General features: G+C 57.7%; 15 protein-coding genes. 12 read left to right on the top strand and 3 right to left on the bottom strand.

The features are described from left to right. Positions 1-203: 203 nt before the first annotated feature. From ROR01S_RS10990 to ROR01S_RS11035, 10 genes are all read left to right on the top strand, one after another. A complete protein-coding gene (locus ROR01S_RS10990) occupies positions 204-542 on the top strand; it encodes a hypothetical protein (RefSeq protein WP_015585305.1) in 339 nt (112 codons plus the stop codon). Positions 543-553: 11 nt separating this feature from the next. After that, entirely contained in the window at positions 554-916 is a 363-nt protein-coding gene (locus tag ROR01S_RS10995) for an SFCGS family glycine-rich protein (protein ID WP_004098072.1), read from the top strand. 2 nt (positions 917-918) lie between these two features. Then, positions 919-1,218, top strand: a complete 300-nt coding sequence (locus ROR01S_RS11000; RefSeq protein ID WP_004857212.1) for a DUF4312 family protein — start codon at positions 919-921, stop codon at positions 1,216-1,218. Between the two features lie 21 nt (positions 1,219-1,239). Then, a complete protein-coding gene (locus ROR01S_RS11005) occupies positions 1,240-2,016 on the top strand; it encodes a DUF4311 domain-containing protein (RefSeq protein WP_064359460.1) in 777 nt (258 codons plus the stop codon). Between the two features lie 13 nt (positions 2,017-2,029). Then, positions 2,030-2,671, top strand: a complete 642-nt coding sequence (locus ROR01S_RS11010) for a DUF4310 family protein (protein WP_004857216.1) — start codon at positions 2,030-2,032, stop codon at positions 2,669-2,671. A 42-nt stretch (positions 2,672-2,713) separates the two neighbouring features. Further along, positions 2,714-3,847 carry an amidohydrolase/deacetylase family metallohydrolase gene (locus ROR01S_RS11015; protein WP_064359461.1) on the top strand — a complete coding sequence of 378 codons (1,134 nt, stop codon included), beginning with the start codon at positions 2,714-2,716 and terminating at the stop codon, positions 3,845-3,847. Next, positions 3,831-4,949, top strand: a complete 1,119-nt coding sequence (locus ROR01S_RS11020) for a DgaE family pyridoxal phosphate-dependent ammonia lyase (protein ID WP_004857221.1) — start codon at positions 3,831-3,833, stop codon at positions 4,947-4,949. The genes ROR01S_RS11015 and ROR01S_RS11020 overlap by 17 nt, the downstream gene beginning before the upstream one ends. Continuing rightward, a complete protein-coding gene (gene dagF, locus ROR01S_RS11025) occupies positions 4,946-5,686 on the top strand; it encodes a 2-dehydro-3-deoxy-phosphogluconate aldolase (protein ID WP_004857224.1) in 741 nt (246 codons plus the stop codon). Before ROR01S_RS11020 ends, dagF begins: the two co-directional genes overlap by 4 nt. A gap of 77 nt (positions 5,687-5,763) precedes the next feature. Next, the gene (locus tag ROR01S_RS11030; protein WP_064359462.1) at positions 5,764-6,915 is read left to right on the top strand and encodes a lactonase family protein; all 1,152 of its coding nucleotides are present in this window, start codon (positions 5,764-5,766) and stop codon (positions 6,913-6,915) included. A gap of 22 nt (positions 6,916-6,937) precedes the next feature. Next, entirely contained in the window at positions 6,938-8,848 is a 1,911-nt protein-coding gene (locus tag ROR01S_RS11035; protein WP_064359463.1) for a BglG family transcription antiterminator, read from the top strand. A 6-nt stretch (positions 8,849-8,854) separates the two neighbouring features. On the opposite strand, the gene nrdG is transcribed toward ROR01S_RS11035, so the two are convergent. The 3 genes from nrdG to ROR01S_RS11050 form a co-directional block, all read right to left on the bottom strand. Then, positions 8,855-9,319: an anaerobic ribonucleoside-triphosphate reductase-activating protein gene (nrdG, locus tag ROR01S_RS11040; RefSeq protein ID WP_004857235.1), complete on the bottom strand. Its 465-nt coding sequence runs from the start codon at positions 9,317-9,319 to the stop codon at positions 8,855-8,857. Between the two features lie 252 nt (positions 9,320-9,571). Next, positions 9,572-11,707 carry an anaerobic ribonucleoside-triphosphate reductase gene (gene nrdD, locus ROR01S_RS11045; protein WP_004857238.1) on the bottom strand — a complete coding sequence of 712 codons (2,136 nt, stop codon included), beginning with the start codon at positions 11,705-11,707 and terminating at the stop codon, positions 9,572-9,574. A gap of 367 nt (positions 11,708-12,074) precedes the next feature. Continuing rightward, a complete protein-coding gene (locus ROR01S_RS11050; protein WP_015585302.1) occupies positions 12,075-12,818 on the bottom strand; it encodes a MurR/RpiR family transcriptional regulator in 744 nt (247 codons plus the stop codon). Between the two features lie 261 nt (positions 12,819-13,079). Between ROR01S_RS11050 and ROR01S_RS11055 the strand changes: the two genes are divergently transcribed. Beyond that, positions 13,080-13,388 carry a PTS sugar transporter subunit IIB gene (locus tag ROR01S_RS11055; RefSeq protein ID WP_004857247.1) on the top strand — a complete coding sequence of 103 codons (309 nt, stop codon included), beginning with the start codon at positions 13,080-13,082 and terminating at the stop codon, positions 13,386-13,388. Positions 13,389-13,467: 79 nt separating this feature from the next. After that, the gene (locus tag ROR01S_RS11060) at positions 13,468-14,775 is read left to right on the top strand and encodes a 6-phospho-beta-glucosidase (protein WP_064359464.1); all 1,308 of its coding nucleotides are present in this window, start codon (positions 13,468-13,470) and stop codon (positions 14,773-14,775) included. Positions 14,776-14,782: the final 7 nt, after the last annotated feature.

A 14,782-nucleotide genomic window follows, 5' to 3' on the forward strand; every position in this document is an offset into this window, starting at 1 on the left:
AACCGCCAACGCAATGATTTTCTTGTGATGCTCATCACGTGATTTCGCCCAAAACGTCCTCTCCGCGACAGTTTCACGTCGATTATGTGCAATAGATCACGCATGCCGTCCGCCTTTCCACTTCGAAGTGGAAAACAACTCGCTACAAACTCCTTCCCCCCGGCGCTAGTTTTATCCCCAGAGACATCAACGGGGTAACACAAGTGAATAACGGAGCGGTAATAAACGACGTAGGGGAACAGGCAAAGCAAACGGAGCAGTTGGCTGAGAAGATGCTGCCACGGGTTTATGCACTGTTAAGCCGTCGCAATATCATCCCCAACGCCGTCCAGGAGCAGATGCTGACTTCCCACGTGCGGGCGATGGCCCACCGGTCGATTAGCGGCGAGCCGCTGCCGGAAGTGGATGCCAGCCTGTTTGAAGAAATTTCAGAAGATTCAATGATGCTGGCCCGCGAAGTGGTCGCGGAATTCGGCAACCTGCCAGAAGAAGAGTCCTGGCTGCTGTCCGTCCACTTCGAAGTAGCAAAAGACAACCTGTAAGGAGCAATAAAATGGAACAGATTACTGTGGTAATTGGCGACCGCCTGGGTAAAGGGCAAAAAGTGGCCGCTGGCGCGGAAAAAGCCGGTGCTCGTGCTGTTGTTGTACCGGGTGTTGCCGCCGATATGAAGCTCGGCGACATGATGAAAGCAGAAAACGCCACCTTCGGCATCTCCTTCTGCGGCAGCGGCGGCGCAGGCGCCATCACTGCGCAGAACAAGCACGGCTACAAGGCAAAATATGGCATGCGCTCCGTTGACGAAGGCGTGACTGCGATCAACGAAGGCTACAACGTACTGGGTTTCGGCTTTATGGATAAAGAAGAGCTGGGCGAGCGCCTGGTGGAAGCCTGGAAAAAGAAATACGGCGCGTGAGCATGAAAGAGCAATTCACCACGACGGTGAGCGTGAAGGGTAAAGGCGAAAGCAAAGCACGGGCCTTCGCCGACGCCCTGAGCCATGTACAGGCAGCGGTGATGAAAACCTCGCCGCATATCTTACTGCGTATTGAGCCACAGGATGTGAAGGTTGTTCGTGCGCATGAAGCGACGCGCAAAGAAGCGTTTCTGTTCTTCTTTTTGCGTCGTGAACGACGGACCTACAGCGTGGAGCTGGATGTCACCGTCAACGTGACGGCCATTAATGTCGATAAAGTGGATTTCGTCACGCAAACCTGAATTTCATCATAGGGTTAAACTATGTTCCTGATAATTTTAATAAAATCGCTCATTATCGGCGGCCTGGTCGGCGTCGGAGTGGGCGCCGGAGCGGCACGCATGTTTCATGCGCCTACCACCCAGGGGATGGGGGCGTTTCGTACCTTGGGCGAGCTGAATTCCTGCGAAGGCGATCCGGCTTCTCACTTCTCCTTTGGTCTGGGATTCTTCTTTAACGCCTGGGCCTCTTCCGTTGCAGCAGGCTCATTCACCCAGGACGTCGATCACCGCATTATCCCGAACTGGGGCGCTGCGGCATTGATGTTGAAAAATCGTAACGTCGGCGAAACGCTGCACGATCCGAAGAAAATGGCGATTGCCTGCGGCATCATCGGCATGCTGGTGGTCGCCTTCTTAAACCTGACCGCCTCTTCCGTACCGGAAGCGCTGCAGGTCACCGCGGTGAAGGTGCTGGTCCCGGCGGCCAACCTGCTGGTTAACACCGTAATGCCGGTTATCTTCTGGCTGGCAGCCATCGACGCCGGTAAAAAATCGGGCTTCTGGGCCACTATTTTCGGCGGCGCGGCGCAGCTGATTATGGGCAACGCCGTACCGGGCCTGGTACTGGGGATCCTGATCGGTAAAGGCGTAGAAGAGAGCGGCTGGAACCGCGTCACCAAAGTGATGATGTCCGCCATTATTGCGCTGTTTGTCCTGAGCACCTTCTTCCGCGGCTTTGACATTAAGACACTGCAATCCTTCCATCTGACCGTGCCGAACTGGTTGGATCTGATCCACAACTCGCTCAGCGGCAAATAACAGGAGCCTCTAAATGGAACAGAATAAAGGTTTTTGGTATGCCGACTGGTCGTTTCCGATTTTTGTTGGTCTGCTTTCGTCCGGTGTTTTCGCCGGGACCCACATGTATTACCTCTACGGCATCGGCGCATTTAACGAAGTGGCCTTCGTGGCCATGCTGAAAGCGGGTATTGATACCGGCGCTTATGGCGCGGTAGCCGCGTTCGGCGCCAGCTTCCTCTTCGCCCGTATTATCGAAGGTTCGCTGGTCGGGATCCTCGATATCGGCGGCGCGATTCAGACCGGCGTCGGTCTTGGCGTTCCGGCGCTGCTGCTCGGGGCTGGTATTGTCTTCCCGGTGGCGAACTTTGCCGCCTCGCTGGCGACCGGTCTCGCGCTGGGCCTGGCGATTGGCTACATCATTATTCTGGCGCGTAAGTTCACCATCAATCAGAGCGACTCCACCTACGGTGCCGATGTGATGATGGGGGCCGGTAACGCCTCGGGCCGTTTCCTCGGGCCGTTGATTATCCTCAGCGCCATGACCGCCTCAATTCCTATCGGTATCGGTTCTTTGGTCGGCGCGCTGCTGTTCTACATCTGGCAGAAGCCGATCACCGGCGGCGCCATCCTCGGCGCAATGATTTTAGGTTCGCTATTCCCGGTAGCGCTGTGACACCAACGGGCGCCTATGCGCCCGCCTTAACAGGAGATACGTATGTTTGATTTACTCCTGCGCCGTGCGCGCCTCGTCGACGATACCCTGACCGATATCGCCATCCAGGACGGAAAAATTGCCGCGCTGGGCGAGATTAGCGCGTCTGCGCGCAAAACCGTCGATCTGCATGGTAATTATTATGTCAGCGCCGGCTGGATTGATTCCCACGTTCACTGCTACCCGAAGTCACCGATTTATCATGACCAGCCGGACAGCATCGGTATTGCTACCGGCGTCACCACCGTGATTGATGCCGGGAGCACCGGTGCAGACGATGTCGATGACTTTTATCAGCTGACCCGCGAAGCGGCTACCGACGTTTATGCGCTGCTCAATATCTCCCGCGTCGGGCTGATTGCCCAGAACGAGCTGGCCAATATGGCCAACATTGACGCGGATGCGGTGAAGCAGGCGGTCGCACGCCACCCGGATTTTATCGTCGGCCTGAAGGCGCGCATGAGCAGCAGCGTTGTCGGCGAGAACGGAATTACGCCGCTGGAGCGGGCGAAAGCCATCCAGCGGGAAAACGGCGATCTGCCGCTGATGGTGCATATCGGCAACAACCCGCCGAACCTCGATGAAATCGCCGAACGGCTCAGCGCAGGCGACATCATTACCCACTGCTATAACGGCAAACCGAACCGCATCCTGACGCCAGAAGGTGAGCTGCGCAGCGCGATTACCCGCGCGCTGCAGCGCGGCGTGCGGCTTGATGTCGGCCACGGTACCGCCAGCTTCAGCTTCGAAGTGGCCCGACGGGCCATTGCGATGGGCATTCTGCCGCACAGCATCAGTTCCGATATTTACTGCCGCAACCGTATTGACGGCCCGGTTCGCTCGCTGGCGCTGGTGATGTCGAAGTTCCTCGCCATCGGCATGACGCTGCCGCAGGTCATTGATTGTGTCACCGTGAATGCCGCGAGTGGGCTGCGCCTGAAGAGCAAAGGGCAGCTGGCCGCGGGCTATGATGCCGATTTAACGCTGTTTACCGTGCAGCATGCGCCGACGTTACTGGTCGACGCGGAAAAAGAGAGCCTGCAGGCTGACAATATTCTGGTGCCGCTTGCCGCGATTCGCGCAGGCAAGGGCTATCTGACCGAACAAGGGAGCGCGGAAAATGCCTTCGATTTTTGAAAAATACCATCTCAAGCAAGTCATCAATACCTCCGGCCGCATGACGGCGCTGGGTGTCTCCACTCCGCGTCCGGAAGTGGTGGAGGCGGTGATGAGCGGCATGAATCACTATTTCGAAATCAAAGACCTGGTGAATAAAACCGGGGAGTACATTGCGCAACTGCTGGATGTGGAGGGGGCGACCGTCGTCTCCTGCGCCTCGGCGGGGATCGCGCAGTCGGTCGCGGCGGTGCTGGTGAAAGACAGCAGCTGGCTGCTGGAGAATCTGCACGTTACGCCGATTGAGAACAATGAAATCGTGCTGCCGAAAGGCCACAACGTCAACTTTGGCGCGCCGGTGGGTTCGATGGTCGCGCTGGGCGGCGGTAAGCTGGTGGAGGCGGGCTACGCCAACGAATGTTCCGCTGACCAGCTGGCGGCAGCGATTACCCCGCGCACCGCGGCGATTCTGTATATCAAATCTCACCACTGCGTGCAGAAAAGCATGCTCAGCGTAGAGCAGGCGGTGGTCGTGGCGCGCAAACATAACCTGCCGCTGATCGTCGATGCGGCGGCAGAAGAAGACCTGCAATGCTACTACCGGGCCGGGGCTGACCTGGTGATTTACAGCGGCGCGAAAGCGATTGAAGGGCCGACCAGCGGTCTGGTGGTGGGGAAAACTCAGTACGTTGAGTGGGTGAAACGCCAGTCGGCGGGTATTGGTCGGGCGATGAAGGTAGGTAAAGAGGGGATCCTCGGTCTGACCTGCGCGATTGAACACTATCTGCTGGCGCGTAAAGAGAGCGGTGATGAGATGGTTGCCAAAATGACGCCGTTCATTAACCAGCTGAACACGCTTAATGGCGTCACCGCCCGTGTTGTCTGGGACAGCGCCGGCCGTGATATCGCCCGTAGCGAAATCAAATTTGATGAAGCCGTTACCGGCATCGCCACCGGCGAACTGGTGGACGCGCTGAAACAGGGCGAATACGCCATCTATTTCCGCGGCTATAAGGCCAACGAAGGGATTATTGAAGCCGATGTTCGCAGCGTGAACGCACAGCAGCTGGAGATTGTCTCTCGTCGCATCGCCGAGGTTCTGAACAAGGAGAAAAACGCATGAAACTGACCCCCAACTTTTACCGCGATCGGGTATGTCTGAACGTTCTGGCGGGTAGCAAAGACAACGCCCGCGAGATCTACGAGGCGGCGGAAGGTCACGTTCTGGTTGGCGTGCTCTCCAAAAACTACCCGGACGTGGCGAGCGCGGTGGCGGATATGCGTGAATATGCGCAGCTCATCGATAACGCACTCTCAGTAGGGCTGGGAGCGGGCGATCCGAACCAGTCGGCTATGGTCAGCGAAATCTCGCGTCAGGTACAGCCGCAGCACGTCAATCAGGTGTTCACCGGCGTCGGCGCCAGCCGTGCGCTGCTCGGGCAGAACCAGACCGTGGTCAACGGCCTGGTGTCGCCGACCGGCACACCGGGTAAGGTTAAGATCTCGACCGGGCCGCTGAGCAGCGGCGCAGCGGACGGCATTGTGCCGCTGGAAACCGCCATCGCCCTGCTGAAGGATATGGGCGGCAGCTCAATCAAATACTTCCCGATGGGGGGCCTGAAACACCGCGATGAGTTCGTCGCAGTGGCACAGGCCTGCGCCCGCCATGATTTCTGGCTGGAGCCGACCGGCGGCATCGATCTGGAAAACTACAGTGAAATTTTGCAGATCGCGCTGGACGCGGGCGTCAGCAAAATTATTCCGCACATTTATAGCTCGATTATTGATAAAGCCAGTGGCAATACCCGTCCGGCGGACGTTCGCCAGCTGCTGGAGATGACCAAAGCTCTCGTCAAATAGGTTTGCTGTCCCGCCGCACGCGTTGCTTTGTGAGAGACGCGTGCGGAAACCCCTCATCGAACCATCAAGGAGTCACTATGCCCACCGCTCGTCACCTGCTTGTTGCTTCACTTTCTCTGCTGGCTGCCACCGCCTCCGCGCAAACGCATTATGCCTGGGTCGGTACCTACAACCCGAATGGCGAAGGCCTCTACCGGTTTACCGTCGACGGTAAAACCGGCGCGCTGCGCGATAAGGCCCTGGTCAGCTCGCTGCCGAACGTGGCCCAGCTCACCGTATCGCATGATGGTAAAACCCTGTATGCCGCCAGCGAAGTGGAAAAAGGGGGGGTACAGGCGTGGCGGATTGAAGCCAACGGTGAGCTAACCGCTCTCAATCAGGTCTCTTCGGTGGGGGCCGGGCCGGTCTATCTGTCGCTGACACCGGACGGTCGTCATCTGCTGGTGGCAAACTATGTCAGCGGAACGGTGGCGGTGCTGCCGATCAAAGACGATGGCAGCCTCGGCGAGGCGGTTGATAGCCATCAGGATCAGGGCCCTGCCGGCGCAGAACGGCCGGCTGCGGCCGCCGAGGGGAGCTTTGCTATCAGCGATCATAACGGTCCCCATGCCCATATGATCGCCGCCGATCCGAGCGGGAAATATGTTTATTCTACCGATCTGGGGCTGGATCGGATCTATCAGTACCGGCTGGACAACGGCAGCGGCAAGCTCACGCCGAACGATCCGCCGTTTATCGCCGCCTCTTCTGCCGGCGCCGGACCGCGGCATTTTGTCTTTACGCCGGAAGGGGATGGTCTGTGGCTGATTAATGAAGAATCCTCGACGCTGACGTTCTATCATCTTGATAAGAAAAGTGGGCTGTTGCGCGAGGGCAAAACGGTCTCCGCGTTACCGCAAGCGTATAAAGGCACCAGTTTCGCGGCGGGGCTGGCGCTGAGCGCCGACGGAAAACAGCTGTATGTCGCCAACCGTTTACATAACAGCATTGCGCACTTTAGCGTGATGGCCGACGGCAGCCTGAGTCATCAGGAAGATATCTGGACCCGCGGCGACTACCCCCGCACGCTGACGCTGGATAATCAGGGGCAGTGGCTGTACGTCATGAACCAGCGTAGCGATAATATTACCCGTTTTAGCGTGGCGCCTCAGAGCGGTAAGCTGACCTTTGCCCCGGACTACACCCCGGTAGGCAGCCCATCACAGATGGTGATATCCGCTCAACCTTGAGCCGTAAGATGAAGGAACTGACATGCGATTTCCCAACCAACGTTTAGCGCAACTGTTTACTTTGCTGCAAAACGAAACGCTGCCGCAGGATGAGCTGGCGCAGCGGCTGTCGGTTTCTACTCGTACCGTGCGCGCCGACATTACCGCGCTTAACGCGTTGTTAGTGGAGTATGGCGCGCAATTCATACTCACTCGCGGCAGCGGCTATCAGTTGAAAATCGACGACTCGGCCCGCTACCAGACTCTGCAAGAGCATGCGCCGAAGCCGCAGCAGATTCCGCGTACGGCGGCGGATCGCATCAACTTTCTGCTGGTGCGCTTTTTGACCTCTGCGTTCTCCATTAAGCTCGAAGATCTGGCGGACGAGTGGTTTGTCAGCCGGGCGACGTTACAAAGCGATATGGCCGAAGTGCGCGAGCGCTTTCAGCGCTACCAGCTGACTCTCGAGACCCGCCCACGGCACGGTATGAGGCTGTTTGGCAGCGAAGTATCGATTCGCGCCTGCCTGACCGATCTGTTATGGCAACAGGCGCAGCAGGGGGGGATAAACCCGCTGATCGATGAGGAAGCGCTGAATTCGGATGTGCAGGAGCAGCTTGGGGACATGCTGCAGGAGATCCTGACCCGGCACCACGTGCGCCTCACCGATGAAGGCGAGCGCTTTATCCGGATGTACAGCGCAGTGACGGTGCGTCGCGTCAGCCAGGGTTATCCGCTGGCGGAATTCAGCGCGGAGGATGTCGCGCAAAACGTGCGGGATGCCGCGCGGGATCTGGCTGCGGTGCTGCAGCAGCTGGCGGGAAAGGCCCTCTCTCCGGCAGAGGAAGCGTGGCTGTGCGTACATCTTGCCGCCCGTCAGGTTCAGGACATCGATCCGGGTACCATCAGCGCCGACGATGGCGAAGCGCTGGTAAACTACATTCTGCGCTACATCAACAGCCAGTATAACTACAACCTGCTGGACGACACTCAGCTACATGCCGATCTGCTGACCCACGTTAAGACCATGATCACCCGGGTCCGCTACCAGATCATGATCCCCAATCCTCTGCTCGATAATATTAAGCAGCACTACCCGATGGCGTGGGACATGACTCTCGCTGCGGTGACCAGCTGGGGGAAATACACGCCCTATGTCATCAGTGAAAACGAGATTGGTTTCCTGGTATTGCATATTGGCGTCGGACTGGAACGTCATTACAACATTGGCTATCAGCGGCAGCCGCGGGTGCTGTTGGTATGCGATACCAGCAATGCGATGGTGCGGATGATCGAAGCCATTTTGCAGCGTAAATATCCGCAGTTAGAAATCGCCGCCACCCTGTCGCAGCGGGAGTATGAACAGCTGGCGGCGGTCGCTGAAGATTTTGTCATCTCGACCGTGCGGATTGGTGAAAAAGACAAGCCGGTGGTGACCATTGCGCCATTTCCGACCGATTATCAGCTGGATCAAATCGGCAAGCTGGTGCTGGTGGACAGGACCCGTCCGTGGGTGCTGAATAAATATTTCGATGCGGCCCATTTCCAGGTGATCGATGCGCCGATCGATCGGCAGACGCTGTTTGCCGGGCTGTGCCAGCAGCTGCAGCAGGAAGGATTTGTCGATGCCGGGTTCCATGACTCGGTGGTCGAACGCGAGGCCATCGTCAGCACCATGCTGGGCGACGGTATTGCGCTGCCTCACGCCCTTGGCCTGCTGGCGCAAAAAACCGTGGTCTATACCGTCATTGCGCCGAATGGTATCGCCTGGGGTGATGAAACGGCCCATATCATCTTCCTGCTGGCGATCAGCAAAAGCGAGTATGAAGAGGCGATGGCGATCTACGATATTTTTGTCACTTTCCTGCGCGAGCGCGCGATGGCCCGGCTGGCCGAGACACGCAGTTTCGATGAGTTCAAAGCGGTGGCGGTGGAGTGCGTCAGCCGTTTTTGAACGTCACTATCTCAAGCGGTGGACGACCTGATTGCTGCTGCCGCGCCAGATCAGCGCCGGATCTTTTAAATCTTCGACAAACTTGCCGTCGACCAGTACGTTAATCAGATCAACCACTTCCCGCTGCGCGTCGTTCAGCTCGTCGAGCTTATAACCGGTCCAGACCCAGATATCCTTGCCGGGGCATTCGGCGAGGATGCGGCGCACCAGCGCGAGGATCTCCGGCACGTTCTGCGGATGCAGGGGATCGCCGCCGGAAAGGGAGATCCCCTGGCGTTTGATCCGCGTGTCGTTGAGGTCGGCGATGATACGGTCGGCCATCTCGGTCGTGAACGGCAACCCGGAGTTGAGTCGCCAGGTGCTCTTGTTATAACAGCCGGGGCATTCGTGGACGCAGCCGGAGACGAACAGGGTGCAGCGAGTGCCGGGGCCGTTGACGATGTCGACAGGGTAATACTGATGGTAATTCATTGTTTCCTCTTCTCATTTGACGCTGCAGCGGCGTTGGCTGCGCTCGCTCGCCCGGGTCACTTACTACAGTAAGCTCCCCGGGACTGACTCGTTTGCCGCCTTGCTACAACGCCAACTGATTTGAGGAAACCTACGCTGGTGCGTTGTAGCCCGGATAAGCCGCTGGCGGCGCCTCCGGGGGGACGATGGTGAGATTAGCGTTGTAGCCCGGACAGGCCGCTGGCGTCGCTATCCGGGATGACGGTGGCGAAATTAGCCGATCTGCCCGTTACCCAAATGCTTAACGCGGCGTTTAACTTCTTCCTGCTTGCCGGCGTTGAACGGACGGGCGTCCGGGCTGCCGAGATAGCCGCAGACCCGTCGGGTGACCGACACCCGGGCGGCATCGTGGTTGCCACATTTCGGGCAGGTAAAGCCTTTACTGGTACATTCGAACTCGCCGGTAAAGCCGCACTCATAGCACTCATCGATCGGCGTGTTGGTACCGTAATAGGGGACATGCTGGTAGCTGTAATCCCAGACATCTTCCAGCGCTTTCAGGTTGTGCTGGATATTCGGGTATTCGCCGTAGCAAATGAAGCCCCCGTTGGCCAGCGGCGGATACGGCGCTTCGAAGTCGATCTTGTCGTACGGGTTAACCTTTTTCTCGACATCGAGGTGGAAGCTGTTGGTGTAGTAGCCCTTATCGGTCACCCCCTCAATGACGCCGAATTCGGCAGTATCAAGACGGCAGAAGCGATCGCAGAGGTTTTCGCTCGGCGTGCTGTACAGGCTGAAGCCGTAGCCGGTCTCTTCTTTCCAGCGGTCGACGGCGTCACGCAGACGTCGGACGATGGCGACGCCTTTTTCACGCAGCGCGTCGCTATCGTACATATGCTGGTTGCCAGACAGCGCGTTGATGGTTTCGTGGATACCGATATAGCCCAGCGAAATAGAGGCGCGACCGTTTTTAAAGATCTCTGATACATCGTCGTCGGCCTTCAGGCGTACGCCGCAGGCGCCTTCCATGTACAGGATCGGTGCCACGCGCGCTTTCACTCCTTCCAGGCGGGCAATGCGCGTCATCAGCGCTTTGTAAGCCAGCTCCAGACGGTTATCCAGCAGCTTCCAGAATGTCGCTTCATCACCTTTCGCTTCCAGCGCAATGCGCGGCAGGTTGAGGCTGATCACGCCGATATTGTTGCGGCCGTCGTGGATCTGCTCGCCGTTTTCTTCATAGACGCCGAGGAAGCTGCGACAGCCCATTGGCGTTTTAAACGAACCGGTGACTTTCACCACCTGATCGTAGTTGAGAATGTCCGGGTACATGCGCTTGCTCGCGCACTCCAGCGCCAGCTGCTTGATGTCATAGTTCGCGTCGCCGAACTTGTGGTTCAGGCCGTCGCGAATGGCGAACACCAGTTTCGGGAATACCGCAGTTTTGCGGTTTTTGCCCAGGCCGGCGATGCGGTTACGCAGGATAGACTGTTGAATCAGGCGGGATTCCCAGCTGGTGCCGAGACCAAAGCCAAAGGTGACGAACGGCGTCTGCCCGTTGGCGGTATGCAGAGTATTGACTTCGTATTCCAGCGACTGGAAGGCGTCGTAGCACTCTTTCTCGGTACGCGAGCGGGCATAGCCTTCCGCATCAGGGATCTGCCACTCTTCGGCAATTTTACGGTGCTTGTTGAAGCTTTCTTTGACGAACGGCGCCAGCACTTCATCGATGCGGTTAATGGTGGTGCCGCCATAAATGTGGCTGGCGACCTGGGCGATAATCTGCGCCGTTACCGCCGTGGCGGTGGAGATCGATTTCGGTGGTTCAATCTCCGCGTTGCCCATTTTAAACCCGTGCGTCAGCATCCCTTTCAGATCGATCAGCATGCAGTTGAACATCGGGAAGAACGGCGAATAGTCGAGATCGTGGTAGTGAATCTCACCGCGCTCGTGGGCAAGCACCACATCGCGCGGCAGCAGATGCTGGCGGGCGTAATGTTTGGCGACGATACCGGCCAGCAGGTCGCGCTGGGTCGGGATGACTTTACTGTCTTTGTTGGCATTTTCGTTAAGCAGGGACGAGTTGGTTTGCTCAACCAGACCGCGAATTTCCTGGTTCAGGCGGCCGCGTTTTTCACGCTCGATATCGCGGTCGTGGCGATATTCGATATAGGCCCGGGCCAGCTGTTTCCACGGCCCTGACATCAGCTGGTTCTCAACGGCAGTCTGAATCTCGTTGATATCAACCTGGCTACGGTCCTGCATTTGCTGGCTAACGACTTCTGCGACGGTGGCGCAATAGTCTGCGTCATCGACTCCCGCTGCTTTAGCTGCACGCAGAATTGCTTCTTTAATGCGCTCAGATTTGAACGGCACTTTACAGCCATCACGTTTCATCACATGCGGTGTCATGATCACTCCATACTTTATAAAACAGGTTATCCACAGAGGCGGAAGTATCGCCGGCGTCGCGGGGGCTTTAGCTGCCGCCGTTTAGCGTCGGTTCCGGCCCTTTTTATCCACATCCCACCACCGCCACAGAACGATGGGATGTGCTGACATAATAGACGATTAATACAAGATGTAGGGCCGGGATGCATTCTAAGTTCTATATGTAGTGATTTGCATCAAAGATGTTTGCGATTTTATTGACCCAGAACAAAGTAAAAAGACGAGAGTACGGATGGTGGGCGCTGGGCGTTATGTAAATTTATCTGACTATAAAATAAGCAAAAAATGGCCTGAAGGGGGGAAGTATTCAGGCCGGAAATGCCCTGCGTCAGGCCATCAGGGTGTCATTGAGCAGATCGACCAGCAGCAGCAGGGCATAGCGTGCCAGCTGCGGACTATCGGGAAGGGGAATAATATCGGCGGCCATATTGGCCAGCGCATGCTGTGGCGGCGTTAGCGCGATGATGGTGACGCCCTGGGTTCGCGCCTGGAGCGTTGCGCTTTGTAAAACCGTATCGGCCTCGGCGGTCACCAGCACCAGCAGCAGATGATCGTCGCTGAGGGTGCTGGCGGTCATGCGCATCAGCGAGGCATCCTGACACAGGTTAATGGCAATGCCGGCGGGCAGCAGCTGATGCTGGAGTAGCGATGCCAGCGCCGTATCCTGGGCGCCGAGGGCAAAGCAGTGGACGGCGCGGGCCTCGCGCAGCCGGGATTTGAGCTTTTCCACCGCCGTTTCCGAGGTATTCGCCAGCTGCTGGGCGAGGGTGGAGCCAAGATAGCTCAGCGCGTCCCGCCAGGCGGCGGGCAGGGCATTGCTGTCCGGCGCCAGCCAGCTGGCGCGGCGCTCGCTGGCCTGCGCCAGCTGTTTGCGCAGATCGCGAATATCCTCGCAGCCGACGGAGCGGGCAAAGCGGGTGATCGTCGCCGGGCTGACGCCGGCGCTGGCGGCCAGTTCGTCGATAGAAGCGCTGGCGGTAAAGCTTAAGTTTTTCAGGATAAACGCGGCGACTCGCGACTCCTGAGCGCTAAAACGAACTAACCCTTCCTGTAACTGACCTACGATATCCATCCTGACTGTCCCTTTCTCCGGAAGATGATTTGAAAATATTTTTCACTTATCGCTTTCTGCCATTTATAGCACCAGTACAGAGTTTTTCCTAATGACAGGCGAAGTCAGCGCTGAAAAAACGCAATAATAATGCTGAAAAATTCATCCCCGATCACATCGGTGAAAATTATTTTCATATAGCCTTCACTCTTACACAATCTTAACAATATATTCATGTATGCCTTGACGGGCCAGATCACGAAACCACAAGAGGAAAACGCGATGCAACGAATCGTTCTGTGTTGTGCGGCGGGCATGTCGACCAGCATGCTGGTCAACAAAATGAAGGCGGAAGCGCAGCAGCGCGCGCTGGCGCTGGATATTTACGCCGTTGCGGTGGCGGAGTTTGAGCGCGAGCTGGCCAATGCCGATGTGATCCTGCTGGGTCCGCAGGTGAAGTATGAAGCCGGGCGCCTGAGCGCGCTGGCCGCTCCGCACGGTAAAGCGGTGGCGGTGATCGATATGGCCGACTACGGCATGATGCGCGGCGCGGCCGTGCTCGATAAGGCGCTTTCGCTGCTTAACCACTGATTTTTCTCTCTTAAATCTGAACCACCACGCGCAATCATGCCGGTTGCGTGCGGCTCTCTGCATGCCGAAAGGGGCCTCTATGCAAACACTGAAAATCGCCGTGATTGGCGGCGGCAGTAGCTACACGCCGGAGCTTATTGAAGGAATTATCGTTCGTTATGAGCAGCTTCCGGTCACCGAGCTGGCGCTGGTCGATGTTGAATCCGGCAGGGAGAAGGTCGGGATTATCGCCGCGCTGACGCAACGGATGTTGAAACACAAAGGGCTGGAGCACGTTACCGTCAGCGTCCATTTTACGCTTGATGAGGCGATTCGCGGCGCCAGCTTTGTCTTAACCCAGCTGCGCGTCGGCCAGCTGGCAGCGCGCGCGGCGGATGAACGCCTTGGGCTGAAGTATCATCTGCTGGGGCAGGAGACTACCGGCGTCGGCGGATTCGCTAAGGCACTGAGGACCATTCCGGTGATCCTTGAGGTGGCGCGCAAAGTGGAAGCGCTGGCGCCGGAGGCGTTTATTCTCAACTTCACCAACCCGGCGGGGATCGTCACTGAAGCGGTGAGCCGCTACAGCAAGGCAAAGATCATTGGCCTGTGCAACGTGCCCATTAATATGCAGCACATGATCGCCGGCATGCTGGGCGCCAGAGAGGAGGAGGTCAAACTGCGTTTTGCCGGCCTCAACCATATGGTCTGGGTGCATAAGGTCATGCGCGGGGGCGAAGATGTCACCCGCAAGGCGATCGACATGCTGTGTGATGGCCAGGCGCTGTCGATGAATAACATCAAGGAGCTGCCGTGGCCGTCGGAATTTCTGCGGGCGCTGAACGCGATTCCCTGCCCGTATCACCGCTACTTCTGGCTGACGCCGGCGATGCTGGCGGAAGAGATCGCCGCGGCGAAAAGCAAAGGCACCCGCGCCGAGCAGGTGATGAAGGTCGAACAGGAGCTGTTCGCGCTGTACGCCGATCCGGCGCTGGCTGAGAAACCGGCGCAGCTCAGCTTCCGCGGCGGGGCCTACTACTCCGAAGTTGCCGTGGAACTGATTACCGCCATCCACAACAATCTCGGTAAGGAGATGGTGGTCAACACCCGCAACAACGGCGCGATTCACGGGCTGGATGATGACGCGGTGGTGGAGACCAACAGCATTATTGATGCCCAGGGGGCACGGCCGCTCACCTTTGGCGCATTGCCTCCGGCGATGAATGGCCTGACGCAACAGGTGAAAGCGTTCGAACGGCTGACCATTGAAGCCGCGGTCCACGGCTGTCGCGACAGCGCGCTGCTGGCGCTGGTGACCAACCCGCTGGTGGGGAACGTCACCGATGCGCAGGCGTTACTGGATGAAGTGTTAACTATCAACCGTCAGTGGCTGACGCAATTTAACTGACCATTAT

Origin of the sequence: Klebsiella ornithinolytica NBRC 105727 = ATCC 31898 (assembly GCF_001598295.1) — a bacterium.
Lineage (GTDB): Bacteria > Pseudomonadota > Gammaproteobacteria > Enterobacterales > Enterobacteriaceae > Klebsiella > Klebsiella ornithinolytica.